The organism is Deinococcus aquiradiocola (assembly GCF_014646915.1).
Classification (GTDB): Bacteria; Deinococcota; Deinococci; order Deinococcales; family Deinococcaceae; genus Deinococcus; species Deinococcus aquiradiocola.
This window is the reverse complement of record NZ_BMOE01000009.1, coordinates 71388-97689: the sequence shown is the minus strand read 5'-3', so window position 1 is coordinate 97689 and position 26302 is coordinate 71388. Positions and strand designations below refer to the sequence as shown.

The window sequence follows — 26302 nt, the reverse complement described above, 5'->3', positions numbered from 1 at the left end:
TCAGCTGTGGCGGGGCACGGTGCGGCCCGCCTCGCAGACGGTATCGGGGCTCGCCTGGAAGGTCGCGCCGGCCCGCTGGCTGCCCTGGACGTTGCTCAGGTCGAAGGGCGACGTGAAGTCGTCGTACTCGGCCTGAATGCTGGGGTTGTCGATGCTCACGTACGGCGCGCTGTACCCGCTGCGCTGGTTGATGAGGACCGGTCGGTCGGCCGTGGAGCGCAGCGTGAGGGTGGTGCAGTCGCGCGGGATGTACATGGTGGCCTCCTGTGCCTGGAGGTTGTCGTCCTGATCGATGACCAGTCGGCGCGTGCGGAGCGTGAGGTCCAGCGTTTCCGGCTCGCCGGGCCGGTGCAGCCAGCGCTCGCCGCGCCCGAGGTCGTCGAGCCGGTTCTCGTCCCGCAGGGGGTCGATCGTCACCTGGCGCGCCTGGAAGCGCCACACCGCCCCCGGGTCCTGCTCGGGGTACAGGCTGAACTGCACGCCCTGCAGGGTGACGCCGGAACGCGCGGCCGCGCCGCTCCCGGAGGGCAGCAGCGAGAACAGCGTCCCGAAGGCGACGACGCAGACGAGCACGATGACAGAGACGCGGAGCACGACGGCATGATACCGGGACAGCTTCATGAGAGTGCTTAGCCTGTCGTGGGACGCGTGCGGGGTGCCCCTCCGGTTCGCCGTCCCGTACGCGGGACGCCGTTACCGTGTGGGCCGCCCGGACTTGTTACCCTGGGGCATGACCACGCCTCCCCTCACGCCCGCGCCCTCCCCCAGCCCCGACGTGTTTCCCACCGACCGCGTCCCGTGGGCGTCCATTCCCAGTCCCGCGTACGTGCTGGACGAGTCGCGCCTGCGCCGGAACCTGCGCCTCATCTCGGACGTGCAGGCGGCGTCCGGCGCGAAGATCATCGTGGCGTTCAAGGGGTACTCCATGTGGAGCAGCTTCCCGATCCTGCGCGAGTACGGCATTCACGGCGCGACGGCCAGCAGCCTGAACGAGGCGCGCCTCGCGCGTGAAGAGATGGGCGGCGAGGTGCACGTGTACGCCGTGGCGTACAGCGACGCGGACTTCCCGCAGATGCTGGCGCTCGCCGATCACCTGACCTTCAACAGCTTCTCGCAGTGGGAGCGGTTCAGGCCGCAGGTGCAGGCGGCCCGCGCGGCCGGGAAGGTCGTGCACATCGGCATCCGCGTGAACCACGAGTACGGCGAGGTGGAGACGGACCTGTACAACCCGGCCGGGCCGTTCTCGCGGCTGGGCGTGACGCGCCGCGAGTTCCGCGAGGACCTGCTGGACGGCGTGGACGGCCTGCACTTCCACAGCCTGTGCGAGAACGGCTCGGACGTGCTGGAGCGCACGCTGGCCGTGTTCGAGGAGAAGTTCGGGGACGTGCTGCCGAACATGTCGTGGGTGAACTTCGGCGGCGGGCACCTCATGACGCGCGCCGGGTACGACACCGAACGCCTGATCCGCGTGGTGCGCGAGTTCCGTGAACGCTGGAACGTGGACGTGATCCTGGAGCCGGGCAGCGCCTTCGGCTGGGACACCGGGTGGCTGGTGAGCAGCGTGCTGGACGTGGTGCACAACGTCAAGGACAACCTGATCCTCGACATTTCCGCGTCGGCGCACATGCCGGACGTGCTGGAAATGCCGTACCGGCCGCGCGTGCTGGGCGCGGCGGAAAGTGGCGTGCAGGCGCACACGTACCTGCTGGGCGGCACGACCTGCCTCGCGGGCGACGTGATCGGCGAGTACAGCTTCGCGCAGGAGCTGCAGGTGGGGGACCGGGTGGTGTTCGACGACATGATCCACTACACGATGGTCAAGACGACGTTCTTCAACGGCGTGAAGCACCCCGACATCGGCATCCTGCACGCGGACGGCCACTACGAGGTCGTGAAGACCTTCAGTTACGAGGAGTTCCGCGCCAAGCTCAGCTGACGCCGGGACAGCAGGGCAGAGAGGGCCGCGAGCATGTGCTCGCGGCCCTCTCTGCATGAAGCGTCCTTCATCAAAGCTTGTTCAAGGGTACGGGTGTCCGGGCCTGCCGGTCAGACGAGGCCGGCGAGCGTGCGGAGGTCCTGCTCGGCCGTGAGGGTGATGCAGCGGTACGCGGGGCTGAGGAGGCCGTCGTCGCGCATCTCGCCGATCAGTTTGCTGACGCTTTCACGGGTGGCGCCGGTGCCTTCGGCGATCAGTTCGTGCGTGGCGCGCACGAAGGGCTGCCCGTTGGCGTGGCGGCCGCCGAGGCTGCTGTCGGCGAGGTTGAGGAGGTAGCGGGCGATGCGTTCGCGCAGTTCGCCGTCCTGAATGTGCACGCCGTCCGTCATGACGCGCTGCAGCTGCGCGGAGAGGCTGCGCGTGACCTGCCACAGTTCCTCGCCGCTGAGGTGCTGGAGGTGGATGGGCTGGATGCTGGCGTCGGTGAGCGCGATGACCTGATGGGTACGGTTCAGGCCGTGCAGCGCTTCCTCGCCGAAGATGTCGCCGGGGCGGATGTGGCGCACGGTGAGGTTGCGGCCCTGCGGAGTGAGACGCACGGCGCGCAGCAGGCCGCTCTCGAGGCGGTACAGGCTGGAGCTGAGGTCACCGGCGTAGTACAGGGTGTCGCCGCGGCGGACGGGACGGCCGTGGAGTTCGGGGGTGGTGCTGGCGGTCATCGGCTGCATGGTCATGGGGGCACTCCTGGGGTGGGTGGCCCTCGTTCACGGGCCGGGCGGCAATTGCTCGGGATGCGGGCCGTGCCCCGGGTGGGGTCTGGGGCCCTCGGCGTTCGACTGCCCAGACTGTACAAGCTTTGTACAACCCTGAAATGTAAGCTGACGGCAATCTAAAGGAAGCAGGAACCCCCCACACCGGGGGGGGCACACCCGCACCTCTCACCAGCCCCGCCCTCCCTTCAGGCGTACACGTCCAGCCCGTCCAGCACGACGCTCGCGTGCGCCTCCACCGTCAGGGCATGGTCCGCGTTGTACCCGCCCGCCGTCAGACTCACGAGTGGCACACCCGCCGCCCGCGCCCACGCCAGCAGCAGCCGGTTGCGTTCCCGCACCCCGGCCAGCGTGAGCGCGAACCGCCCGAACCGGTCGCCCGCCAGCACGTCCACGCCCGCCAGGTACACCAGCAGTTCCGGCCGGAACGCCTCCAGTGCGGGCAGCACCGACCCGCGCATCACCTGCAGGTACTCGGCGTCCGTCACGCCGTCCCCCAACCCCAGATCCAGACTGCTGCGCTCCTTCCGGAACGGGTAGTTGCGCTCCCCGTGCACGCTGAGCGTGAACGCGCGCGGCCCGGCCACGTGCGTGAGCGGCCCCAGCAGCGCCGCCGTCCCGTTGCCCTGATGCACGTCCAGGTCCACCACCGCCACCCGCGCCACCCGACCGCCCGGGTGGTCGGGCGTCGCGTCCAGCGCCAGACGCGTCAGGAGCGCGGCGTCGTTCAGCAGGCAGAAGCCCTCCGCGCGGTCCGCGAAGGCGTGATGCGTCCCGCCCGCCAGGTTGATGCCCCACCCCACCCGCAGCGCGTCGTCCAGCGCCGCGACACTCCCGCCCGCCGCGCGACGGGCGCGCTCTACCACGCCCTCCGACCACGGCAGCCCGAACGCGCGCACCTCGTGGCGGTCCACCTCGCCGCGCCGCCAGCGCCGCAGCCAGTGCGGGTCGTGCACGCGGCCCGCCACCGCCCACGGCAGGTTGGGCGTGTCCAGCACCGGCAGCAGCGGCCGCAGGCGGTCGGCCATCATGCGGTACTTGTAATACGGAAAGCGGTGCCCCTCCGGAAGCGGGAACTCGTACGCGGCGGGAGTGTAGGCCCGGAACATCCCGGCAGTCTGCCGCAGGCCCGCCGTGCCGGACGTGTGGACGGGTACAGAGGACCGCGCGCCCGCAGGCCGGTCAGCTGGTGTCCGGGGGACACGGCGCTGGTGCTCGCTCCGCTCGGCTGAACGCCCGGAGGTCAGCTCAGTCTGGCCTCACTGGTCCTCGCGCATGGAGCGCAGCAGCCACAGCCCGAACGCGTCGAGGAGCGCCATGAGCAGCAGCGTGCTGAACGCCCCGCCGAACTGCCCCTGCCGCAGGCTGAACAGCAGGCTCGCGAACCCGCCGACGTTCACGAGGATCAGCATGACCACGATCAGGCCGTTCACGGAACGGCTCCCGCGTCCAGCACGCCGAGCAGTTCGTCGTGCAGCGCGCCGTTGCTCGCCACGATCACGGGGCCGTCCGCGCGGGCCACGCCGAGCGCGTCCGTCACCTGTCCGCCCGCCTCGGTCACGATCAGGCTTCCGGCAGCGCTGTCCCAGGGTTTCAGGCCCATCTCCCAGTACCCGTCGAGACGGCCGCACGCGACGTAACACAGGTCGAGGGCGGCCGCGCCGGGGCGGCGGACGGGAACGCCCAGCGCGAGCAGCTGCCCGAGCAGGCGCAGGTTGCGGTGATCGCCGGGATCGTACGGGAAGCCGGTGCTGAGCAGGGCAGGCGTGGTGAGGGTCGGCGTGCCGGACACGCGGACGGGCGCGCCGTTCAGGTGCGCGCCGCGCCCGGCGACGGCCGTGAACAGTTCGTCGCGGGTGGCGTCGTACACCACGCCCAGCAGGCGTTCCGCTGCGTCCGCGTCCTGCGAGCGGCGTTCCAGGGCGATGGACACGCAGTAGAACGGGAAGCCGTGCGCGTAGTTGACGGTCCCGTCGAGCGGGTCCACCACCCAGCGGTACTCGGCGGCGGCGCTCCCCTGCTCGCCTTCCTCCTCGCCGAGCACCGCGTGGTCCGGGTACTCGCGCGCGATCCAGGCGCGGATGGCGGCCTCGCACAGGCCGTCCACTTCCGTCACGAGGTCGCTGAAGCTGGACTTGGTGCGGATGGTGTGCGCGCGGCCCACGTGCGCCTGCTGGATGCGTCCCGCCTCGTGCGCGGCGCGGATCGCGAGGTGGAGGGCGGCCTCGAGGTCAAGGTCGGGGAGGGAGGTCATGCCTTCAGTGTACGGTCCGGCCCGCCCGCGCCGACAGGCAGGTTCCGGCACGAAGCGGCGCACGGGGCGGACTTCATGAACGCGGGAACGCACACGCCCTTTACCTTGCTGCGGCACACTGGGAAGGATGCCGTCTGCCCTGCCCCGCCTGTCCTCCCTCGTCCTGGGGTCCGCCGTGCTGGCGGGCCTGCTGTCCGGCTGCGGTCCGCTGGCCGTGACGGACGTGTACGACCTGCACTTCACGCCCGGCCCGGCCGGTCAGGACGTGGACGCCCGCACCCTGCTGACGCGGCAGGTGGTGCCCGCCGACCGGCTCGTGAGCCTGCGGGAGGCATTCGAGCGCGCGCCGGAAGGTGCGCTGATCCTGACGTGCTGGAAGGACACCGACATCACGAACTTCTGGGGGCCGTGCTCGCACGTCACCCGCAAGTACAAGGCGGGACAGGTGATGGAGACGTACAACTACAGCCGCCCGCGTGCAGGCGCGTACCCGGAATCGGTGGAGTACCGGTACTACGCGGCGATCGTGCTGGACGCGGGCGTGCGGCCGGACATGCTGCCCAGGCTGTGGGAGGCCGCGCACCGCCTGGACGGGCGCTTCTACTCGCTGAGCAGCGAACCGGACGCGCTGTACTGCAGCACGTACCAGAACATCCTGCAGCGCGCTGTGAACCTGCCGGACGCCGTGCCCACGCACCCCGCGTGGGGTCTGGCGGTCCCGGCGGACGCCCTGAAGGTGCCGGGCGTGAAGGTGCTGTGGGTGGGCGTGAACGACCACTCGCCCGCCCCCTATGCAGACGGCCCCTCGAACTGAGGGGCGGGCGCACGCTACGCTTCAGGCATGATTGACCGTTACAGCACCCCCGAACTGCGCGCCCTGTGGAGCGAGGCCAGCAAGTACCGCGCCTGGCTGAAGGTCGAGCTGAGCGCCATGGACGCGCAGGCCACCCTGGGCGAGGTCCCCAGGGAAGCGCACACCGAACTGGTGGCCGCGTCGGAACGCGACCCGCTCGACGAGGCGTTCGCGGCGCGCGTCGCGGAGATCGAGGCCGTCACGCGGCATGACATCGTGGCGTTCACGACGGCCCTGTCCGAACGGTACGGGGACGCGGCGCGCTTCATTCACCACGGCCTGACGAGCACCGACGTGGTCGACACGGCGCAGAACCTGCTGCTGGACGAGTCGCTCGCGCTGGTGACGGAAGACGTGCGGGCGCTGCGCGAGGTGTGCCGCACGCAGGCCGCCACGTACAAGCACACGCCCACCGTGGGCCGCACGCACGGCATTCACGCCGAGCCGATGACGTTCGGCCTGAAGTTCCTGAACTGGATGTCCACGCTGGACCGCGACCTGGAGCGCCTGCACGCCGCGCGGGAACGCATCCGGGTGGTGATGCTGTCCGGGTCGGTCGGCACGTACGCGCACGTGTCCCCGCAGGTCGAGGAGATGGTCGCGGCCGCGTGGGGGTGGCGGGTCGCGCTCGTCACCAACCAGACGCTCGCCCGGGACCGGCACGCGGAGGTGCTGAGCGCCCTGGCGATCTTCGGGACGACGCTGGAGAAGATCGCGGTCGAGATCCGGCACCTGCAGCGCAGCGAGGTGCGCGAGGCGATGGAGCCGTTCGGGGCGGGCCAGAAGGGCAGCAGCAGCATGCCGCACAAGAAGAACCCCATCCTGACGGAGAACGTGACGGGCCTCACGCGCCTGCTGCGCGGGTACCTCGTGACGGGCCTGGAGAACGTGCCGCTGTGGCACGAGCGGGACATCAGCCACTCCAGCGCGGAGCGCGTCATCCTGCCGGACGCCGTGCAGGCCGCCAGTTACGCCGCGCGCCGCCTGACGGGCGTGCTGAAGAACCTCGTGGTGTTCCCGGAACGCATGCTGAAGAACCTCAACGACCTGGGCGGCCTGGTGTTCAGCCAGCGCGTCCTGCACCTGCTGATCGACGACCGCGGCATGGCGCGCGAGGCGGCGTACGCCATCGTGCAGCGCAACGCCCTGCAGTCTTGGGAGACGGGCGAGGGCCTGCGCGACCTGCTGAAACGCGACCCGGAGAACCCGCTCACGGACGACGACCTGGACCGCGCCTTCGACCTGCAGTGGTACCTGCGCGAGGTGGACCACACCTTCCGCCGTTTCGGCCTGTAATGCGGTTTTGAGCTGAACTTTTGGAGTTCAGCCGAGCGAAGCGAGTACCAACAAAGTACGGTGTTGAGGAGGTGGAAGCGGGCAGGCGTCCTGTAGGGCGTATCGTCGTGAACGGACGCGGCTGGCCACGCCACTCCTCCCGTTCTGCCCAAGAAGGGATGCCGGTGCTTTTTCCGGAATCCCTGTCATCGGATCAAATATGACGCGCTGAGGGGCGACCGGCCGCGTCCGGGAGCAGCACCGTCCAGAAACGGCGTTGTCCGGACGCGGCGTTCAGGAACGTGTGAACTCCGGTCCATGGTCCTGTCAGACGGGACCCCCTATGCTGTACACATGCAGAATTTTCTCCTCAAGCTGGGCATCAATGCCCTGGCGTTGTGGCTCACGACGCGCCTGTACGGCGGCGTGTACTTCGAGCAGGGCAGCACCTGGGACGTGCTGGTCGCGGCCCTGGTGCTGGGTCTCGTGAACGCGCTCATCCGGCCGCTGCTGCTGCTGCTGTCCCTGCCGATCAACGTGCTGACGCTGGGCCTGTTCACCCTGATCGTGAACGGCGTGGTGCTGAGCATCGTGGCGGGCGTGACGCGGCTGGTCGTGGCGAACTTCGGTGCGGCGGTGGTGGGCGCGCTCGTGCTGACCGTCGTGAGCTGGGTGCTGGACAGCGTCCTGCACGTGCTGGACGGCAGGCGGCAACAGCTGTGACGGGCACCCTGAGCGTGCCGGCGCTGCTGCCGGTGGTGGAGTCCGTGTCGGCGCTGCGTGAGGCACTGGCCGGGCGTGGCCGGGTGGGCCTCGTGCCGACGATGGGGTACCTGCATTCGGGGCACGCGACCCTGATCGAGCAGGCGCGCCGCGAGAACGACGTGGTGGTGGTGAGCGTGTTCGTGAACCCGCTGCAGTTCGGGCCGAAGGAGGACCTGTCCCGCTACCCGCGCGACCTGGAGAACGACCGGCGCGTGGCGGGCGCGGCGGGCGCGGACCTGATCTTTCACCCGTCCGGGGACGTGATGTACCCGGCGGGCTTCGGGAGCGGCGTGAGTGTGGGGGGCGTGTCGCGGGCGCTGGAGGGCGCGTCGCGGCCCGGTCATTTCGACGGGGTGGCGACGGTGGTCCTGAAGCTGCTGAACCTGACGCGGGCGGACCGGGCGTACTTCGGGGAGAAGGACTGGCAGCAGTTGGCCGTGGTGCGGCAGCTGGTGCGGGACCTGAACGTGCCGGTGCAGGTGGTGGGCGTGCCGACCGTGCGTGCGTCGGGCGGCGCGGCGGGGCTGGCGCTCAGCAGCCGCAACAGTTACCTGACGGCGGAGCAGCAGGTGCGGGCCACGGTGCTGTCGCGGGCCCTGCGGGCCATGCAGGGGGCCTTCGTGGGCGGGGAGCGCGAGGTGGACGCGGTGCTGGAGGCGGGCCTGGCGCTCCTGAGGGCCGAGCCGGAGGTCACGCTGGATTACCTGAGCGTGGTGGACGACGCGCTGAACGTGGTCGGGCAGTGCCCCTCCCCGGCGGCGGGTGACGTGTCGTATTCCGAACAGCACGGGCCGTCATCAAACCTTCATACTGGGGACATGTACAGAGTGCTCATCGCGGCGCGGATGTTCGGCGTGCGGCTGATCGACAACATGCCCCTCGACCCCCGGCCCACCCCTGCCGCGACCGGCCCGGAGGAGGGCACAGCGTGACGGCGCAGCGTCCCCCCACCCCGCACATCCCGCTGACGGGCGGCCCCACCACCATTCAGGACCTGCTGACGCAGATGGTGGCGCGCCGCGTCTCGGACGTGCACCTGCAGGCGGGCAGCCCGCCGATGGGCCGCGTGGACGGGATGCTCGTCGCCTTCGGGACGGCGGCCCTGATGCCGCCCGACACGGTCGCCATGGCGCGCGCCCTGCTGACGGGCGAACAGTGGGAGGACTTCGAGTACCGCAGCGAGATGGACACGGCGTACTCGCTCTCGGGCGTCGCCCGCTTCCGCTGCAACGTGTTCCGGCAGCGCGGCGCGGTCGGCATCGTGATGCGCGTCGTCACGGACGCCATCCCCAGCTTCGAGGCGCTCGGCCTGCCGGACACCACCATGCGCGCCTTCGCGGGCGCGCCGCGCGGCCTGATCCTCGTGACCGGCCCGACCGGCAGCGGGAAAAGCACCACGCTCGCGTCCCTGATCGACCACATCAACCGCACGCAGCCCTTCAACATCATCACGATCGAGGACCCGATCGAGATCCTGCACAAGAACAAGCGCAGCATCGTGGTGCAGCGCGAGGTGGGCGCCGACACCCGCGACTTCCGCACGGCCCTGAAGTACGCGATGCGGCAGGACCCGGACGTCATCATGATCGGCGAGATGCGCGACAAGGAAACGGTGGAGGCCGCCATCACGGCCGCGCAGACCGGGCACCTCGTGCTCAGCACCCTGCACACGCTGGACGCCGTGCGGACCGTGAACCGCGTCGTGGATTTCTTCCCGCCGCACGAACGCGACCAGATCCGCCTGCTGCTCGCCGACTCACTCGTCGGGATCGTCAGTCAGCGCCTGCTGCGCCGCGCAGACGGCGTGGGCCGCATCCTCGGCACGGAACTGCTCGTGAACACGCCGCTCGTGCAGGACTACATCCGCGACGAGGAGAAGACGGTGCTCGTCAAGGACGCCATGATGGAGGACAACATCCGCGGCATGCACACCTTCGACCAGCACCTCGTCGAACTGTACCGGCACTCGCTGATCACCATGGACGAGGCGCTGGAGTCGGCCAGCAGTCCGCACGAACTGCGCATGATGATCACGCGGCAGGGCATGAACTTCTGAACGAAGTGTGACGTGGCGCACGCGTTCCGGGCGCGCGGCGCACTGGCCGCCGCCCCGCGCGAACGGCTATACTGGAGTGCTATGGCCGAAAAGATGAAGATGACCCGCAAGGGCTACGATCAGCTCAAGAAGACGATCGAGCACCTCAAGACCACCCGCCGTGAACAGATCAGCGCCGACATGGGCGTCGCCATCGCGGACGGCGACCTCCGCGAGAGCGCCGCCTACGATCAGGCGCGCATGGACCAGTCCGAGAACGAGGCGCGCATCCTGGAGCTCGAAGACCAGCTGGAGAACGCCCTGATCATCGAGGAGGGCGCGCAGGACGGCGTGACCCTCGGCGCGCACGTCGTCCTGCAGGACGGCACGGGCCGCGAGCACCGCTTCGAGATCGTCGGCACGTACGAGGTCGACATCCTGAAAGGCAAGATCAGCGACCAGAGCCCCATCGGTCAGGCGCTCGCCGGGAGCCGCGTGGGCGACACCGTCAGTGTGCAGATGCCGCGCGGCACGCAGGAATTCAAGGTCCTGAGCGTCAGCTACGAGTGAACCCCGCCCCTGCACGCCCTGAAGGTTCAGGGGCCGTGCGGGGGTCGGCCAGGCACCGCTGGTGAAGGTCAGGCAGGCGCTCTCCTCAGGGGGGGCGCCTGCCCGCTGTTCGGGCCGGACGGCAGGAGGCGCGGTCGGGGCGGGGAGCGGGACGCGCGGCCGACTGGCAGCGTCCGCTCCGTTCCGGCACAATGAGGCACGTCATGGCGCCGCTGCGTGCCGGGTGCGCGTCAGGGTCGCGCCGGAACAGAATGGCATGACGGGGAGGAGTCCGCTGTCGCTGGAACTGCTCGACCGTGCATTCGTGAACTTCACCCTCCTGATCGGGATGGTGTCGCTGCTCGGCCTGACGTACCCGTACCGGAGTGCGGAGCGGGCCACGCACCGCCTGTCCCGCTGGGGCCTGCTGACCTGCACAGGCCTGCTGCTGCTGGGGCACGCGGTCGTCCTGCAGTCGGGCGTGCTGGCGGACCTGCGGTTCCTGCCGGTAGCGCTCGCCACCATGCTGGGCGGACCCCTGTACGGTCTGAGCGTGAGCGTCCCCACCATGCTGTACCGCGCGCAGCTGGGCGGGGCGGGCGTGTGGCCGTCGGTGCTGAGTGTCGCGCTGACGGTCGGCGTGAGTGTCCTCGTGGTGCGGGTGTGGCGGCCCTTCCAGCTGCAGGGCTGGCCGCTCTACCGCCTGGGCCTGATCGTGACGCTGGCGGGAAACCTCCCATACCTGCTCGTGCCGGGCGGTGTGTGGCCGCTGCTGCTCACGTGGCCCGTCAAGGCTGTGGGGCTGGCGCTCGCCGTGGCGCTCCTGCAGACGCGCCTGCGGCTGGTGGGAGCGTACCGCGACTACCGCCGTATGGCGTACACCGACAAGCTGACAGGCCTCCTCAACCGCCGCCGCTTCGACGAGGACCTACGGCCCGGCCAGTCGGACCCGCCATCCTTCCTGCTGCTGCTGGACCTCGATCATTTCAAGAGCATCAACGACGCGCACGGGCACGACTTCGGAGACAAGGTACTGGCCGTCACGGCGCAGGTGCTGCGCGAGAACCTGCGTCACTGGGACGGCGCGTACCGTTACGGCGGCGAGGAGTTCGCGGTACTGCTGCGCCACTGCACGCCGCAGCAGGCGCGCATGGTGGCCGAACGCGTCCGCGCCAGCGTGGAACGCACCCTGCCCGTGAAGGTCGGGGTGCCCGTCACGGTGTCCATCGGGGCGGTGACGCTCACGGCGCGGCAGTCGGCGCAGCAGAGCGTGAAGCTCGCGGACCGCGCCCTGTACCGCGCCAAGCACCGGGGCCGCAACCGAGTGGAGTGGGGCGAAGCGACGTCCGGCCCGCCCACCCCGAGCCGGGTCATGCAGGGCTGAACCGCGCGGCCGCCCCGTGTCCGGCGTTCAGTCGGGAATGGCGGGCAGGGTGCGGACGTGGTCCTCGATCAGACCGCCGCCCAGGAGGCGCGTGCCGCTGTACAGCACGGCGCTCTGGCCGGGCGCGACCGCGAACTGCGGTTCCTCGAACTCCAGCTGGAAGCTGTGCTCGTCGGCATGCACGACGCGCGCACGGACGGGCGTGCTGCGGTAGCGCACCTGCACTTCCAGCACCTCGGGCAGTTCCGGGAGGGGCAGCAGGTAGTTCGCGCCGGAGGCCCGGAGGCCGCTCCACTGGCAGTCGGCATGGTCGCCCACCCAGACGGTGTTGCTTCCTGGGTCGAGATGCACGACGTGCCGCACGGCGTGCGACTGGTACAGGCCCAGGCCCTTCTTCTGCCCGAGCGTGTAGAACTGCGTGCCGAGGTGATCGCCGACGCGTTCGCCGCTGCGGATCTCGCGGATCGCGCCGCGCGCCTGCGGGATGAACTCCTGCACGAATTCCTTCACGGTGCCCGGCACGAAGCAGATGTTCTGACTCTCGGGCTTCTGCGCGGTCAGCAGGCCGTGCTGCTCGGCGAGTTCACGCACGCGCGGCTTCTCCATCTCGCCGACCGGAAACAGGATGTACGGCAGCGCGTCCACAGGCGTGCCCCACAGGAAGTACGTCTGGTCCTTGCGGGGGTCGTCGCCGCGGTGGAACTCGACGCCGTGGGACGTGTCGGCGCGGCGCACGTAGTGACCGGTCGCGACGTAGTCGCAGCCGAGCATCTTCGCCTTCCTGACGAGTTCGTCGAACTTGACCTTGGTGTTGCAGTTCACGCAGGGGTTGGGGGTGCGCCCGGCCGCGTACTCGCGGATGAACGGCTGCACGATGTGCTCCTGGAACTGCTCGCGGTAGTCGAGCAGGTAGAAGGGCACGCCCACCTGATCCGCGACGCGGCGGGCCTCGTAGGCGGCGTCGGGGGAGCAACAGGAGTCGAAGGTGTCCACGCGTTTGTCGTCCGGCCAGAAGCGCATCATGGCGCCGATCACGCTGTAGCCCTGTTCCTTGAGGAGCGCGGCGGACACGCTGGAGTCCACGCCGCCCGACATCGCGCACAGCACGCGGCCGGGCCGGGCCTGCGCGGTGGGGGTGGGCTGCTGAACGTGGGGGTCTCCTGCCGTGTGCGTCACCGGGGGAGTGTAACAGGTGCCGTGCGCGCAGATGGTGACTTCGGGGACCGCCCCTCCCCTGCCCCGGGCGGCCCGCTGCGTTACCCTGTCGGTCATGACCCGGACTGACACGGACCCGCACGTTCCCCTGACGGACGATCAGCTGCGCGACGCGGCAAGGCGCTTCGGCACGCCCCTGTACGCGTACAGCGCGGCCGAACTGGACGCCGCGCTCGCCCGCGTGCGGGTCGCGTTCGGGGACGCGCGCGTGTGGTACGCCATGAAAGCCAACCCGAACCTGACGCTGCTGCGCCGCCTGCACCGGGCCGGGGTCGGCTTCGAGTGCGTGTCGCTGGGCGAGCTGGGCCGCGCCGTGCACGTCGGCGCGGGCGGCGACGAGGTGATCGTGAACGGGCCCGCCAAGACGGACGAGGAGTACGCCCTGGGCGGGCAGCTGGGCGCGACGTTCATCGTGGACCGCGTGGAGGAGGCGGCGCTGCTGCCACGAGGGTCGCGGGTGCTGGTGCGCGTGAATCCGGGCCTGGAGGTCAGCACGCACGATCACCTCGCCACGGGCGCGGCACGCAGCAAGTTCGGCGTGCGGCCGCTGGACCTGCCGGGCCTGCTGCGGGACCTGCGGGCGGGTGGGCACACCCTGCGCGGCCTTCACCTGCACGTGGGGAGTGCCGTCCGGGACGCGGCGGACTTCTCGGCGGCGTTCGCGCGCGTGGCGGAACTGAGTGCCGTGACGGGACCGCTGGAGGTGCTGGACGTGGGGGGCGGCTGGGGGCTGGACGCCGACCTGCACGGCATCGCGGCGCGCGCGCGGGAAGCGGCGGCGGCGTTCGGGGCGCGGGTGTGGGTGGAGCCGGGACGGTACCTCGTGGCGCGGTCGGGCGTGCTGCTGACGCGCGTGATGGGCCGCAAGACGACAGGGCGGACGTTCACGCTGCTGGACGCGGGCATGACGGAACTGCTGCGCCCGATGCTGTACGGCGCACAGCACCCGGTGCGCGCCCTGTGGCACGAAGGCGCGGGAGAGGGTCAGGAGACGCGGTCTGACCTGGCCGGTCCGGCCTGCGAGAGCGGCGACCTGCTGGGGCAGGACGTGCCGCTCCCGGCGGGCGCGCGGCGCGGCGACCTGCTGACGGTCCTGGAAGCAGGCGCGTACGGGGCGGCCATGAGCAGCAACTACCTCACGCGGCCCCGCCCGGCCGAGGTGCTGTGGGACGGGCAGGACTGGGTAACGATGCGCCGCCGCGAGAGCATGGCGGACATCTGGGCGGCCGAGGAAAACCCCACCTGAGCGCGGCAGCCGGTCGGCATGCCGTGATGTGACACACCGGCCTCCAGGTGGGGTCTGATCCAGTACCTGTTTGTTGGTGCTCGCTCCGCTCAGCTGAACTCTAAGAGTTCAGCTCAATCTGGTCTGAGTGGAGCGTCTCGCCGAGCGCCAGCCAGGGCTCCAGCCGGAAGTGCGTGTCTGCGAGGGGGCTGGTGCTGGGCAGCACCCACACCTGCGCGCCGTGCAGGTCCTGCACCTGCAGGCCGTACGGGAGGCGACCGGTCGGCTGTCCGAGCGCCTCGCTCGCCGCGCGCTTGCTGGTGAAGGCGACGGTGCGCGGGCGGTACGTCTGCACCTTCGTCAGGAATTCCGGGCGGTCCCAGGCGTGGCCGGGGAGGGCGGCGTCCGCCCCGGCGTGACGTTTGGCGAGGTCCGTGAGGCCCACGCCCAGCGTCAGCAGTTCCGGGTACTCGGACGGCAGGAACAGGCGCGGCGTGATGCGTGCGGCGTGCAGGGTGCGCCAGAACTTGTTCTGCGGGTTGGCGTAGTAGGCGTGCGCGCGGGCGCTGATGGTGCTGGGCGCCGACCCCACCAGCAGCAGGCGCAGGTCCGGTGCGAGCAGGTCCGGCACGAGGTACGGCGCGCCCGTCCCGCCGTCCGCGACAGGGCCGGTCAGCGGAGTGCCCGCGCTGGACGGGGTGTCAATCGCTGTACCGCTCGTCCTTGAAGGGATCGCCGCGCATGTGGTAGCCGTTGCGTTCCCAGAAGCCCGCCTCGTCGGCGCTCATGAACTCCAGGCCGTTCATCCACTTCGCGCTCTTCCAGAAGTACAGGTGCGGGACCACCAGACGCATCGGGCCGCCGTGCTCCGTCTCGAGCGGCGCGACCGTGTCGGGCGTGTTCCCGAAGGCGTGCGCGAGGAGGTTCTGCTCCCGCGCGAAGTCCTCCAGCGACAGGTTGGTGGTGTACCCGCCCACCGAGTGGATCATGACGTGCGTCGCGCCCGGCTTGAGCGTGATGTGCCGCATCAGTTCCGGCACCTGCACGCCGGTCCAGGTGGTGTCGAGCTTGCTCCAGTGCGTGACGCAGTGGATGTCGTACGTCAGGGTGGTCTGCGGCATCTTCTGCAGGTCGATCCACGAGAAGGTCTGCTCTTCGGCCAGTCCAAACACGCGCACGGTGATGTCTTCCTTGCTGTAGCGGGGCACCGGGCCGTACGTGAGGACCGGGAAGCGCGTGGTGAGTGTCTGACCGGGCGGCACGCGGCCGCCGAGGTCGTCATCGGGCTTCTTGAAGAATCGTCCGAGCATGCCCGTATTGGACCGTATCCGGGGGCGCGCTTCGGTGGTGCTGGCCGCATTCGCGGGCATCCCAAAGGAAACCTAAGGAGCGGCGTGGTGCTGCCCCGGCGTCCGATTGACCGTTCCCTGACGGCCCGTCAGGAAGCTGACAGGCGAGCAGGTGTAGCATGGACACCAAGAGGCGGGCCCGGCACGGGACTGTCCAGGAGCGGGAGATGCAGACAGAAGGCGGAAACGGAGGTGCGCGCGACATGCGCAATCAGGCGCGCAGCGAGGTGGAACGGGCGCGGCTGACGGCCGACGTGCACGACCTGCTGAACGCCGTGGTGCGCGCCCCGAACGAACTCATTCCCTTCGAGTGGGTGCGGCACCTGCACCCGGACGCGGAATTCCAGCGCGGCACGCAGGCCATCCCGACCGCCAGCATCGTGGGGTCCGTGGACCGCTACAAGGAGTTCGACCGCTACTACCTGCCGAAGGAACCGCACCTCGACGAACGCTGGATCGGCGTGCGCGCCGCGCAGCTGCAGGGCAAGGAACTGCCGCCCATCCAGGTGTACAAGGTCGGCGAACTGTACTTCGTGAAGGACGGCAACCACCGCGTGTCCGTCGCGCGCCGCCAGGGGCAGGCGTACATCGACGCGCAGGTGATCGAGCTGCACGTGACGGTTCCGCCCGAACCGGGCGATACCCTCAAGGACCTGATCATCAAGGGCGAGTACGCGGACTTCCTGCGCGCCACGCACCTCGACGAACTCATGCCGGAACACCACGCGATCCTGTTCACCACGCCGGGCCGCTACGACCGCCTCGCGGAGCACATCCAGACGCGCAAGTACTACCTGGACCGCAAGTACAGCCGCGACGTGCCGATCGACGAGGCGACCTGCAGCTGGTACGTGCGCCTGTACGCGCGCGTGGTGGAGCAGATCCGTACGCACGACGTGCTGTCGCGCTTCCCCGGCCGAACCGAGGCGGACCTGTACCTGTGGATCATGGATCACCGGTACTTCCTGACGCAGCGGTACGGGTTCGACGTGGGCAGCGAGCTGGCCGCCCTGGACTTCAGCAAGCATCACGCGCCGCCCGTGTACCAGCGCCTCACGCAGCGCATGAAGATGCTCGTCCGCCGCCGCTGACCCGCAGCGGGCATCACATGCGCGTCACCTTGGCACTCTAGACTGCCCGGCGTGAAGCGCCCAGCCCTCCTGATCAGCTCCCTCCTCACCCTCAGCCTCGCCGTGAACGCGGCCGCCGCGCCCACCCAGATCACCTTCTGGCACAGCATGGAGGGCGTCAAGGACGTCATCGCGGGCTACGCCAGGGACTTCAACGCCTCCCAGAACCAGTACGAGGTGATCCCCACCTCGGCCGGCAACTACCGCGAGACGCCCGCCAAACTCCAGGCGGCCATCAAGGCCGGGAACGCGCCCGTGCTGTTCCAGGCGGAATTCACGTACTTCAACAAGCTCGTCGGCGACAACCAGCTCGTGAACCTCGACAGGTACGAGGGCACGCTCAGCCCGGACTTCGTGCGGGACTTCTACCCGGCCGTCTGGAAGGCCGGCGAGGTGGACGGCGCACGCTTCGGCCTGCCGTGGAACGTCAGCACGCCCGTCCTGTTCTACAACGCGGGCGCGCTGCGCAAATCCGGTGCGGGCGTCCCGAAAACATGGACGGAACTGCAGGCCACCTCCGAACGCCTCAAGCAGGGCCGCCGCCCGTACCTGACCATCGCGGACGCCTGGACCTTCGAGAGCATGGTGAGCGTGCGCGGCGGGAAACTCGTCGTGAACGGCAAGCCGAACTTCACGTCCCCGCAGGCCGTGGACGCGCTCGAACAGCTGGCAGGCATGGTCAGGAGCGGCAGCGCGCAGGCCCGTACGCTCGGCGACGCGCTCGGCGCGGCCTTCGACTTCACGCGCGGCCAGAACCTGATGGTGGTCGCCAGCATCGCCAACTGGACGGACTTCCAGAAGCTGCCGTTCGTGGAGCTGGGCGCCGCGCAGTTCCCGTGCGAGAAGGTCTGCACCGTCCCGATCGGCGGCGCGAACCTCGGCATCGTGAAGGGCGCGAGCGCGCAGGAGCAGGCGGGCGCCCTCGCCTTCTGGAAGTTCCTGATGGAGCCCGCCCGCCTCACCGACTGGGTCAAGGCGACCGCGTACGTCACGCCGCGCCGCAGCGTCCAGCCCAGCCTGGACGCCTACTACGCCAAGAACCCGTACCGCAAGGCCGCGTACGACCAGATGGACGACACCACCACCCGCCCCACCGCGCCCGACTACTACACCTGGCAGAAGTACCTCGAGGACGCCATTCACAAGGCCAGCACCGGCCAGGCGACCGCCACGGCCGCCCTGCAGGAAGCGCAGCGCAAAGCCAGCCAGTAAGACAGGTTCCGGCGGTAAGGCAGCCGGACGGAACACGCCGCTGCGCGGGAACGGGCCGGGACCCGCTACACTGCTCCCGAGATGCCGACGCTGTACCTGGCCGTGACCGTGTTCGCCCTGCTGTGCCTGCTGGTCCTGCTGATCCGGCCGGGCCGGGGGCGGGCCATGACGGTGTGGCTGCTGGCGGCGCTCATTCCGCTGCTGACGGCCGTGACGGTCGCCCTGAGCGGCCACCACCGCTTCTGACGGACAAAGACAGAGACGCAGCACCCGTACACCAGAAAAGGAACCCAGGGCAGCCACCCGGGTTCCTTTTCTGATGGAGATGCATGCCCCGGCGGAACCGGGGGCGCAGTTACGGTCAGTCGGGTTGCGGGCCCACCACCGACTCGATCAGGCGGCGGGAGATGCTCGCGCGGTCCGGCAGGGCGGGCAGGGCGTCGTGGTCGAACCAGCGGGCCTCCTCGATCTCCCCGGGCTGCGGGATGATCTCGCCGCCCGCGTACCGCGCGGTGTACGCGAGCATCAGGCTGTGCGGGAACGGCCAGGGCTGCGAGTCGAAGTACCGCAGGTCCCGGATGGAGAGGTTCGTCTCCTCCTTCATCTCGCGGTGCGCGGCGTGCTCGACCGTCTCGCCCGGCTCCACGAAGCCCGCGTTGGCGCTGTACATGCCGGGCGGGAACTGCGGGGAACGGCACAGCAGCACCTGCGGGCGCCCCTCGTGCTCGCGCGTGAGAAGCACCATCACGGCCGGAGCGAGGCGCGGGTACACGCTCAGCCCGCAGTTCGGGCAGCGGCGTACGCGTTCCGTGTCGCCGCGCACGGTGGGCGTCGCGCAGTTCCCGCAGTACGTGTGCGTGCGGTCCCACTCCACGATCTGGTACGCGTAGCCACCCAGCACCCACAGCCAGTCGGGCACGCGCCCGTACAGGCCGCGCAGGCGCGAGAACTTCAGGCCGTCCGGCGCGTCCGCCGTCAGGCGGGCCGTCCACACCTCGCGGTCCGCCGTGCCGCTCCGGCCGTCCAGCTGCTCCCCACCGAGGTGCTGCACGCCGAGGTGCTGCATGCCGAGGTACTGCGCGTGTTCCGTCCCGGCGGGCGGGCCGTCCGGCAGGGCGAACGTGGCGTCCTGCAGGAGCAGGCTGTCGCGGGAGAACACCAGCCACAGCGCGTCCGGGGCGGGCGTGGCCGGGCCGGGCAGGCCGGGGGTGAACCCGTACCCGTTCGAGAAGGGGTCGGAGGGCTGCGGTTGCGCCTGCGGCTGAAGGCCCTCGGCGTCCAGGGTCTGCTCGGCGGTGGGTGGGGTTTCGGGCGCGCTCACAGCGTCATTCAACCCCGGCAGCGGTCAGGAGACTGTGACACGCGGCCGCCCACCCGCCGGGCACGGCGTTCAGTACGCGGCGACGAGGCCGTCCGTGCGCGGTTCGCTCCCGCCGACCAGCACGCCCGTCTGCGGGTCGCGCCAGATGATCTGCCCGCGCCCGAAACTCCCCGCCTCCAGCTGCACGTTCACGCGGTGCCCCAGGCGGCCCAGTTCGCGGCTCAGGTGCGCGCCCAGCCCGTGCTCCACCTCCACGTTGCGGCCCGTCAGCCACTGCCAGCGCGGCGCGTCCAGCGCCTCCTGCGGGTTCATGCCGTACCGCAGCGTGTTCAGGATGACCTGCACGTGCCCCTGCGGCTGCATGAAGCCCCCCATCACGCCGAACGGCCCGACCGGCCCGCCGTCCCGCGTCAGGAAGCCCGGAATGATGGTGTGGTACGGGCGCTTGCCGGGCTTCAGGACGTTCGGGTGCCCGTCCTCCAGGTTGAAGTTGTGGCCGCGGTTGTGCAGGCCGATGCCGGTGCCGGGAATCACGACGCCGCTCCCGAACCCCATGTAGTTGCTCTGGATGAGGCTCACCATCATGCCGTCCCCGTCGGCCGCCGCGAGGTACACGGTGCCGCCCGTGCTGGGCGCCCGCGTCTGCGGGTCCAGCGCCTCTCCCCCGATCCGGTCTCGCAGCTGCGTGAAGTGCGCGGCCGACAGCAGGCGCTCGACCGGCACGTCGCTGTGCCGCGTGTCGGCCACGTGCGCGTGCGCGTCCGCGAACGCCAGCTTGATCGCCTCGATCTGCAGGTGCAGGCCGCGCGCCGTGTCCCGCTCGTCCGGCAGGTCCAGGCCGTCCAGCACGCCGAGCGCCATCAGGGCCGTGATGCCCTGCCCGTTCGGCGGGATCTCCCACACCTCGTGGCCCCGGTACGTGGCGCTGATCGGCGCGACCCACTCGCTGCGGTGCGCGGCCAGGTCCGCCGCGCGGATCACGCCGCCCGTCGCTTCCGCGTGCCGCCCGATGCGCTCCGCCAGCTGCCCCTCGTAGAAGTCCGCCCCGCCGCTCGCCGCGATGCGTTCCAGGGTCGTGGCGTGCCCCTCGCTCGCCCACACCGCGCCCGGACGCGGCGTGAAGCCCGCAGGCGCGAACACGCCGAACCACTCCTGCAGTTCCGGCAGGTTCAGGCTGCGGTAGATGCCGATGGCGCGCGCCCAGTTGCGGGCCGCCACCGGACTGAGCGGATAGCCGTGCCGCGCGTAATGAATGGCCGGACCGAACAGCCGCGCGAACGGCAGCCGCCCGAAGCGGCCGTGCAGGTCCGCCCAGCCGCGCACCGCGCCCGGCACCGTCACCGGCAGCCATCCGTGCACCGGCATCCGCCCGTCCGGCAGCACGCCCAGACTCAGGCCCGCCGGGGCCGCGCCGCTCGCATTCAGGCCGTGCAGTTCACCGTCCGCCCACACCAGCGCGAAATTGTCACCGCCGATCCCGTTCGCGGTCGGCTCCACCACCGTCAGGGCGATCGCCGTGGCGATGGCCGCGTCCACGGCGTTCCCGCCTTCCTGCAGGATGCTCAGGCCCGCCTGCGCGGCGAGCGGCTGACCGGTGGCGACCATGCCCCGACGGGCGTACACGGGCTGACGCGATGAAGGATACAGAGGCATGGGGACAGGGTAGCGTCAGGCATCCCCGGCCGTCGCGCGCCCTCCACGGTCCTCGCGCCGAGTTGATGCCCGGCACCCGGGCGACACTTGCCCTGACACCCGCAGGAGGCCGGGGCTACAGTGGACGGCGTGAAGAAACAGTACTTGGCTCTGGCGTTGACCGTCCCTCTGTTCATGGCGAGTTGCGGCGGTGGACCCACGACGACCACTCCGGCACCCACCGCTCCTGCCCCTGTGAGCAACCAGCAGCAGACCGAACGCCTCTACGGAAGCTGGAAGTTTACGTACACCATCCTCAACACCTACACGGACGGGTACAAGCTCAGAGACCTGGTCGTCGCTCCGGACGCCCCGAACGACTACTACCTGACGGGCACGAACGATTACGGCGGTCCCGTGGTGGCCGGGTACGACAGCGATCACGGCGTCTTCTCCCTGCTCGATCTCGGTGACACCATCGATCAGTTCTACATTTTCGACTTCACCGCCCAGAACACCGTGAGCGGATGCTCTTACCTCATCGAGGTGTCGAGCGGACAGATGTCCGGATGCTACGCGATGCAGGGCAACCGGTACTCGCTGAGTACGAACAGCGTCACGCGTCCGCTGGGCAGCCTGAACGCTCAGAAACTCCAGGCGGTCCAGACGAAACAGGACAGCGCGTCCGCGAACGTGTACGCCGAGTACCTGAAACTGAAAGCCCACGCCGGAAAAGAATGACCCGGCAGTAGCGATTCGTCAGAACGCATTCAAGAACGAGAGCGGCCCACCTCCTTTCGGGAAGTGGGCCGCTCTCGTTGATGTGTTCGGTTCAGGCGGTGGCGACCGCTTCGTCGTTGCCGCGCTTGCGGCGGGCGGGTTTGGGCTTGGCTTCCGGGGTGACGGTGCCGCCTCCGTTGCCGCGCGCTTCCAGGGCCTTCAGGCCGCCCACGAGGGCCACGTCGAGCACCTGGTCGGCCGTCTCGGCGGGGTGGAAGTGCATGGTGCTGCGCAGGTCGGAGGGGATGTCGCGCAGGTCGCCTTCGTTGGCTTTGGGCATGATGATGTGCCGGATGCCTGCGCGGCGCGCGCCGAGGACCTTCTCCTTGAGGCCGCCGATGGGGAGGTAGCGGCCGGTGAGGGTGATCTCGCCGGTCATGGCGACGTCCTTGCGGGCGGGGATGCCGGTCAGGGCGCTGATGATGCTGGTGAGCATCGCGCCGCCTGCGCTGGGGCCTTCCTTGGGGATGCCGCCTGCGGGCACGTGGATGTGGATTTCGGACTCGTCGATGCGTTCCTTGGAGATGCCGAAGCGGTCGCCGTTGGTCTTGGCGTACGTGAGGGCGGCGCGGGCCGATTCCTTCATGACGTCGCCGAGCTGGCCGGTGAGCAGCATGCCGCGTCCGGGGGAGACGCTCGTCTCGATGAACAGGATGTCTCCGCCGACGGGCGTGTAGAACATGCCGGTGGCGACGCCGACCATGTCTTCGCGGTTCTCGTGCTCGGGCATGTAGCGGGCCTGTCCGAGGTAGCGGTCGAGTTCCTTGTCGGTGACCTTGGCGCGTTTGACTTCGCTGCTGGCGACGCGGCGCGCGACCTTGCGGGCGACGGTGCCGATCTCACGCTCGAGGTTGCGTACGCCCGCCTCGCGGGTGTAGTGGCTGATGAGTTTTTCCAGGGCGGCGTCAGTGATGGCGATCTGGTTGGGTTTCAGGCCGTTCTGGTTGAGCTGGCGGGGCAGCAGGTAGCGTTTGGCGATCTGGAGTTTCTCCTGCTCGATGTAGCTGGAGAAGTCGATGACTTCCATACGGTCCATCAGGGCGGGCGGGATCTGCTCGGGGTAGTTGGCGGTGGCGATGAACATCACTTCGCTGAGGTCGAAGGGCACGCCGAGGTAGTGGTCGGTGAAGTTGGCGTTCTGGGCGGGGTCGAGCACTTCGAGGAGCGCGGCGCTGGGGTCGCCCTGCATGCCGCTGCCGAGCTTGTCGACCTCGTCGAGCAGCACGACGGGGTTGCGGGTTCCGGCGCTGCGCAGGCCCTGGATGATGCGGCCGGGCATCGCGCCGATGTACGTGCGGCGGTGGCCGCGGATGTCGCTCTCGTCGCGCGCGCCGCCGAGGGCGATGCGGACGTACTTGCGGCCGAGGCTCTTGGCGATGCTCTGCGCGATGCTGGTCTTGCCGACGCCGGGAGGGCCGGTGAAGACGAGGATGGGGCCCTTGTTGACTTCGGCGGCGTCGATCTCGCCGCGTTCGGCGCGTTCCTTGCGGAGGCGGCGCACGGCGAGGAATTCGAGGACGCGGTCCTTGACCTTCTCCAGGCCGTAGTGGTCGTCGTCCAGGATGGTGGCGGCCGTGGCGATGTCGAGCTGGTCGTCGCTGCGGGTGTTCCAGGGGAGTTCGCTGATGGTGGTGAGGTACGTGCGGATGACGCTCGCTTCGGCCGCGTCGGGGTGCATGCGGCTGAGGCGGTTGAGTTCCCGGTCGATTTCCTTTTTGACTTCGGGGGCGAGGCCGAGCGCGTCGATCTTCTTGCGGAGTTCCTCGGTCTCGTCGGTTTCGCCGTCCTCGCCGCCGTGGAGTTCCTTCTGGATGACTTTCATCTGTTCGCGCAGGTAGTACTCGCGCTGGTTGCGGTCGATTTCTTCCTTGACCTGCGCGCGGATCTTCTGCTGCATGTTGAGGACTTCGGCTTCACCGTCGAGCAGGGTGAGGACCTTGCGGATGCGGTCGGTGACCCTGGTCGCTTCGAGGACGGCCTGCTTGTCCTCGATACGGAAATCCATGTTGAAGGCGATGAAGTCGGCCATCTCGCCGGCGTCTTCCTTGTTCTGGATGGTGGTCACGGCTTCGCTGGACAGGAACTTGCCGCCCGCGATGAGCGATTCGAACTTCTCGTTCAGTTCGCGGCTGAGGGCCTGCAGTTCGATGGCTTTGCCGGTCTCGCTGCGGATGAGGGTGACGTCGGCGCGCAGGAAGTCGGTGCGGGTGTAGTTGGTGGCGCGGGCGCGGCCGACGGCGCTGACGAGCATCTGGACGGTGCCGTCGGCGTTCTTGCGGACGCGCAGGACGTTGCAGAGGGTGCCGACGTCGTACAGGTCCTTGCCCTGGGGGTCGTCGATGTCCTTGTCGCGCTGGGAGACGATGAGGATGGTCTTCTCTTCGAGCATGGCGGCGTCGATGGCGGCGATGCTGATGGCGCGGCTCGCGTCGATGTGCTGCACCATGGTCGGGTAGATCACGCTGCCGCGCACCGGGCAGACCGGGACGTTGGCAGGGATGGTGGTGTCGGTGGGAACGTCGGGCATGGTTGGCTCCTTTGACCTTTGAAAAACGCTGTGCGTTGATCGTGCGTGCCTGTCGCTGTCAGGTGCGTGGGCGCCTGTCGGGGCTGGGGCTGCACGCGCAGCGAACACAGTACCCAGATAACTTGAGTGCAAGTGTATCAAGTTTCCTGGAACAACACAACCGCAGAAAGGATGAGAAGCCGTCGCCGTCAGGCCCCGCCCGAGCCGCTCCCGGACACCTCCGGAAGCTCACCCAGCGGGCCTTCAGGGTAACGCCGCAGCTCTGACAGAACCGTGACGTGAACCTGACCCTCCCTTGGGAATTGCGGCCGCCCCTGCACGTCCACCCCCGCACGGGCAGAGGCCGGACAGCATGTACACTGCCCGCATGAATTCCCCCGAGACCCCCGACACGCCCCCCACCACGCCGGACACGCCCGCCCCCGTCCAGCCCGCCCCGCGCAGCAGCGCCCGCATGCTGGAACTCGTGTTCCCGAAAGACCTCAACGGGCACGGCACGGCCTTCGGCGGCTTCGTGCTGTCCATGATGGACAAGGCCGCCAGCATGGCCGCCATCCGCCACTGCCAGGGCGAAGTCGTCACGGCCCGCATGGAAGCCGTGGACTTCCACCTCCCCATCCGGCGCGGCGACGCCATCGCGCTGGAGGCCGAGGTGATCCACACCGGCCGCACCAGCATGCGCGTCAAGGTGGACGTGTTCCGCGAGACGCTCGCCACCGGCAAGCAGGAACTCGCCACGAGCGGCGTGTTCGTGTTTGTGGCCGTGGACGCCAGCGGCAGACCCCGCCCCATCGTGCGCGGCTGAAGCGCCCCACCACCCGGGAAGGGCGACGCAGGGACCGATTCCTGCGTCGCCCTTCTGCGTTCGCTCTGCCTCACTCAGCGGGTCATACGGTTCTGATCCGGTTTCAGGGATGCCGGAATTGGCACTGGCACCCCCTTCTTGGGCAAAACATCGCCCATGACTGGGATAGCTCCGCAGGAGACTGGTCCGGATCTGAAAGAGGGGACGCTTGCCCGCTTCCGTCTCCTCCAAACCGGAGTTGTTGGTGTTCACGGCCGGGCAGCGGCTTCTCGCTTCGCTCTGCTGAACTTCAGGCGTTCAGCTCAGAACCGGATCAGAACACGCCGCTGCTGTTGCTGGCAGTGGCGGGCACCGGCGAGACGATGTCCCAGTGCTCCACGATGCGCCCGGAGTGCAGGCGGAACAGGTCGTACACGAGGCTCCGGCCACCCCCGAAGCTGCTGACGGTCCGGACGAGCACGAAGTTGCCCTCGCCGGACACCGCGAGCGGCTGAGGAGACGGCGCGGCGGCCGTGTTGGCGGGAGCGGCTGCATGACCGGGAGCGGCGGGGGCGGCCGCCATGCCGCCGAAGGCCCTGCGGATGGTGTCCACGCCGTCCGCGAAGCCCGGGTTGTGCTGCAGGTAAGTGTCCGGGTCGATGGTCTGCAGGGCGCTCAGGTCGCCCTGCAGGAACAGGCGGGTGTAGAAGGCCTTCACGGTCGCCTTGTTCTGCGCGGTGAGGGCGCTGTCCGTGACGCGCGTCTCGCCGTCCAGCAGGGTCCGGCCGCTGGGGTTGGGGGCGTCGGCGTTCGGCTGGCGGTTCACCCAGTGTTCGGTGACCTGTCCGTCGCGGACGCGGTAGATGTCGAAGGCCGCGAGGGGTTTCGGGGTGCCGGTCAGGGTGACGCGGCTGTGCAGGATGACGAGGTCGCCGTCCACCAGCGTGCGGATCACGTCGTACCGGACGCGTGGTGTGGCGGGGTCGCAGAGCGCGGCGAGCAGGGCGGCGCGTCCGTTGGCGCGCTGCGGGTCGTGCTCGCGGTAGTCGGGCGCGACGAGGCGGCGCACGGTGGCGGTGTCGCGCCGTTCCAGGCCGTCCCGCACGAGGCGCAGGACGAGCGCGGCGTTGGCGGACGGCATGGCTGTGGGGGCGGCAGTGGTGACGGTGGCCGGGAGAAGGGCGGCGGGTGACGTACCGCTTCCGGCGAGGGCCGGGGGGACGGTCAGGAGGGCGAGGGCCGCGAGGACGAGGTGGGTGGGGTGGCGGGCGGGCATCGTGACTCCTTGGGTGTGGGGCGGCAGGGC

Annotated in this window: 26 protein-coding genes; 14 read left to right on the top strand and 12 right to left on the bottom strand. The window is 69.6% G+C overall.

Going from position 1 to position 26302, the window contains the following annotated elements; all coding sequences use genetic code 11:
* Positions 1-594, bottom strand: a complete 594-nt coding sequence (locus IEY33_RS13145) for a hypothetical protein (protein ID WP_188963739.1) — start codon at positions 592-594, stop codon at positions 1-3.
* Between the two features lie 136 nt (positions 595-730).
* Here IEY33_RS13145 and nspC point away from each other — a divergent pair, with 136 nt between their 5' ends.
* Complete coding sequence (nspC, locus tag IEY33_RS13140; protein WP_188963738.1) at positions 731-1936, top strand: carboxynorspermidine decarboxylase; 1206 nt, start codon at positions 731-733, stop codon at positions 1934-1936.
* 110 nt (positions 1937-2046) lie between these two features.
* On the opposite strand, the gene IEY33_RS13135 is transcribed toward nspC, so the two are convergent.
* The 4 genes from IEY33_RS13135 to IEY33_RS13120 form a co-directional block, all read right to left on the bottom strand.
* Positions 2047-2670 carry a cyclic nucleotide-binding domain-containing protein gene (locus IEY33_RS13135; protein WP_229671003.1) on the bottom strand — a complete coding sequence of 208 codons (624 nt, stop codon included), beginning with the start codon at positions 2668-2670 and terminating at the stop codon, positions 2047-2049.
* 224 nt (positions 2671-2894) lie between these two features.
* The gene (locus IEY33_RS13130) at positions 2895-3815 is read right to left on the bottom strand and encodes a histone deacetylase family protein (RefSeq protein WP_188963737.1); all 921 of its coding nucleotides are present in this window, start codon (positions 3813-3815) and stop codon (positions 2895-2897) included.
* Positions 3816-3965: 150 nt separating this feature from the next.
* The gene (locus IEY33_RS13125) at positions 3966-4139 is read right to left on the bottom strand and encodes a hypothetical protein (protein WP_188963736.1); all 174 of its coding nucleotides are present in this window, start codon (positions 4137-4139) and stop codon (positions 3966-3968) included.
* Entirely contained in the window at positions 4136-4960 is an 825-nt protein-coding gene (locus IEY33_RS13120; RefSeq protein WP_188963735.1) for an inositol monophosphatase family protein, read from the bottom strand. Before IEY33_RS13120 ends, IEY33_RS13125 begins: the two co-directional genes overlap by 4 nt.
* A gap of 127 nt (positions 4961-5087) precedes the next feature.
* Here IEY33_RS13120 and IEY33_RS13115 point away from each other — a divergent pair, with 127 nt between their 5' ends.
* From IEY33_RS13115 to IEY33_RS13085, 7 genes are all read left to right on the top strand, one after another.
* The gene (locus IEY33_RS13115) at positions 5088-5774 is read left to right on the top strand and encodes a hypothetical protein (protein WP_188963734.1); all 687 of its coding nucleotides are present in this window, start codon (positions 5088-5090) and stop codon (positions 5772-5774) included.
* A 27-nt stretch (positions 5775-5801) separates the two neighbouring features.
* Entirely contained in the window at positions 5802-7109 is a 1308-nt protein-coding gene (purB, locus tag IEY33_RS13110) for an adenylosuccinate lyase (RefSeq protein ID WP_188963733.1), read from the top strand.
* Positions 7110-7442: 333 nt separating this feature from the next.
* Positions 7443-7811, top strand: a complete 369-nt coding sequence (locus IEY33_RS13105; protein ID WP_188963732.1) for a phage holin family protein — start codon at positions 7443-7445, stop codon at positions 7809-7811.
* Positions 7808-8785 carry a pantoate--beta-alanine ligase gene (panC, locus tag IEY33_RS13100; protein WP_373288087.1) on the top strand — a complete coding sequence of 326 codons (978 nt, stop codon included), beginning with the start codon at positions 7808-7810 and terminating at the stop codon, positions 8783-8785. Before IEY33_RS13105 ends, panC begins: the two co-directional genes overlap by 4 nt.
* A 32-nt stretch (positions 8786-8817) precedes the next feature.
* Positions 8818-9909 (top strand): type IV pilus twitching motility protein PilT, encoded by a 1092-nt coding sequence (locus tag IEY33_RS13095; protein WP_188963807.1) that lies wholly within the window; start codon positions 8818-8820, stop codon positions 9907-9909.
* A gap of 81 nt (positions 9910-9990) precedes the next feature.
* A complete protein-coding gene (gene greA, locus IEY33_RS13090) occupies positions 9991-10458 on the top strand; it encodes a transcription elongation factor GreA (RefSeq protein WP_188963731.1) in 468 nt (155 codons plus the stop codon).
* Positions 10459-10714: 256 nt separating this feature from the next.
* Entirely contained in the window at positions 10715-11821 is a 1107-nt protein-coding gene (locus IEY33_RS13085; RefSeq protein ID WP_188963730.1) for a GGDEF domain-containing protein, read from the top strand.
* Positions 11822-11848: 27 nt separating this feature from the next.
* Here the strand turns inward: IEY33_RS13085 and mnmA are convergent, their stop codons facing one another.
* Positions 11849-12928, bottom strand: coding sequence for a tRNA 2-thiouridine(34) synthase MnmA (gene mnmA / locus IEY33_RS13080; protein WP_268238836.1), 1080 nt, complete (start codon positions 12926-12928; stop codon positions 11849-11851).
* Between the two features lie 163 nt (positions 12929-13091).
* Here mnmA and lysA point away from each other — a divergent pair, with 163 nt between their 5' ends.
* Positions 13092-14282, top strand: coding sequence for a diaminopimelate decarboxylase (lysA, locus tag IEY33_RS13075; protein ID WP_188963728.1), 1191 nt, complete (start codon positions 13092-13094; stop codon positions 14280-14282).
* Positions 14283-14382: 100 nt separating this feature from the next.
* On the opposite strand, the gene IEY33_RS13070 is transcribed toward lysA, so the two are convergent.
* Both IEY33_RS13070 and IEY33_RS13065 read right to left on the bottom strand, forming a co-directional pair.
* Positions 14383-14892, bottom strand: a complete 510-nt coding sequence (locus tag IEY33_RS13070; RefSeq protein ID WP_188963727.1) for a mismatch-specific DNA-glycosylase — start codon at positions 14890-14892, stop codon at positions 14383-14385.
* Positions 14893-14962: 70 nt separating this feature from the next.
* Positions 14963-15571 carry a sulfite oxidase-like oxidoreductase gene (locus IEY33_RS13065; RefSeq protein WP_188963726.1) on the bottom strand — a complete coding sequence of 203 codons (609 nt, stop codon included), beginning with the start codon at positions 15569-15571 and terminating at the stop codon, positions 14963-14965.
* Positions 15572-15813: 242 nt separating this feature from the next.
* Here IEY33_RS13065 and IEY33_RS13060 point away from each other — a divergent pair, with 242 nt between their 5' ends.
* The 3 genes from IEY33_RS13060 (at position 15814) to IEY33_RS13050 (ending at position 18198) form a co-directional block, all read left to right on the top strand.
* On the top strand, positions 15814-16701 hold the full coding sequence (locus tag IEY33_RS13060; protein ID WP_229671002.1) for a DUF4032 domain-containing protein: 888 nt from the start codon (positions 15814-15816) through the stop codon (positions 16699-16701).
* A 51-nt stretch (positions 16702-16752) separates the two neighbouring features.
* A complete protein-coding gene (locus IEY33_RS13055) occupies positions 16753-17952 on the top strand; it encodes an ABC transporter substrate-binding protein (protein WP_229671001.1) in 1200 nt (399 codons plus the stop codon).
* Positions 17953-18033: 81 nt separating this feature from the next.
* Positions 18034-18198, top strand: coding sequence for a hypothetical protein (locus IEY33_RS13050; protein WP_188963724.1), 165 nt, complete (start codon positions 18034-18036; stop codon positions 18196-18198).
* A gap of 115 nt (positions 18199-18313) precedes the next feature.
* On the opposite strand, the gene nudC is transcribed toward IEY33_RS13050, so the two are convergent.
* Complete coding sequence (gene nudC, locus IEY33_RS13045; RefSeq protein ID WP_188963723.1) at positions 18314-19273, bottom strand: NAD(+) diphosphatase; 960 nt, start codon at positions 19271-19273, stop codon at positions 18314-18316.
* A 69-nt stretch (positions 19274-19342) separates the two neighbouring features.
* On the bottom strand, positions 19343-20926 hold the full coding sequence (locus tag IEY33_RS13040) for a gamma-glutamyltransferase family protein (protein WP_229671000.1): 1584 nt from the start codon (positions 20924-20926) through the stop codon (positions 19343-19345).
* Between the two features lie 234 nt (positions 20927-21160).
* Between IEY33_RS13040 and IEY33_RS13035 the strand changes: the two genes are divergently transcribed.
* On the top strand, positions 21161-21646 hold the full coding sequence (locus IEY33_RS13035; protein WP_188963722.1) for a hypothetical protein: 486 nt from the start codon (positions 21161-21163) through the stop codon (positions 21644-21646).
* 91 nt (positions 21647-21737) lie between these two features.
* Here IEY33_RS13035 and lon read toward each other — a convergent pair whose 3' ends face one another.
* Positions 21738-24212: an endopeptidase La gene (gene lon, locus IEY33_RS13030; RefSeq protein WP_188963721.1), complete on the bottom strand. Its 2475-nt coding sequence runs from the start codon at positions 24210-24212 to the stop codon at positions 21738-21740.
* Between the two features lie 367 nt (positions 24213-24579).
* Here lon and IEY33_RS13025 point away from each other — a divergent pair, with 367 nt between their 5' ends.
* Positions 24580-25017 (top strand): acyl-CoA thioesterase, encoded by a 438-nt coding sequence (locus IEY33_RS13025; RefSeq protein ID WP_188963720.1) that lies wholly within the window; start codon positions 24580-24582, stop codon positions 25015-25017.
* Positions 25018-25330: 313 nt separating this feature from the next.
* Here the strand turns inward: IEY33_RS13025 and IEY33_RS13020 are convergent, their stop codons facing one another.
* Complete coding sequence (locus IEY33_RS13020; protein WP_188963719.1) at positions 25331-26272, bottom strand: nuclear transport factor 2 family protein; 942 nt, start codon at positions 26270-26272, stop codon at positions 25331-25333.
* Positions 26273-26302 lie beyond the last annotated feature (30 nt).